The sequence below is a fragment of the Bacillus sp. AFS001701 genome (assembly GCF_002559405.1).
Classification (GTDB): domain Bacteria; phylum Bacillota; class Bacilli; order Bacillales; family Bacillaceae_G; genus Gottfriedia.
In genome coordinates this window covers 1-360 of record NZ_NTZO01000777.1, presented here as the reverse complement: position 1 = coordinate 360, position 360 = coordinate 1, and the positions used below count along the sequence as shown (strand labels likewise).

The following is a 360-nucleotide window of genomic DNA, read 5'->3' as shown; positions in this document are numbered from 1 at the left end:
CCTCCGATAGGAGGCTACTTTCTTATAAAAAAGGAGAATGTATGAAAAAGAAAATTCGACTTATTCATTTGCATCATTTTTTATTTGAAAACTATCAAGCAATCAAGAAGATTCTTCTCTATGATCCACATTTAGAAAACCTCTATCGATATTCACCTTCTACATTTAAAACTACATTTCAAATGACTTCAAAAGCCGCTGAAAAATTATATGATCAACTTCATTCAACGTCCATTTTTGATATTTTAAAAGAAAGCTATAAAAAAAATATTAAAATTATTACAATTTATGATGATGTATATCCGGATTTGTTAAGAGAAATATGTGATCCTCCGTTTGTTTTATATTTAAAAGGTAATC

General features: G+C 27.2%; 1 pseudogene. It reads left to right on the top strand.

What is annotated here, in order from left to right:
* Positions 1–41: 41 nt before the first annotated feature.
* A pseudogene (locus CN514_RS25110) lies at positions 42–360 on the top strand (DNA-processing protein DprA); the annotation flags it as partial.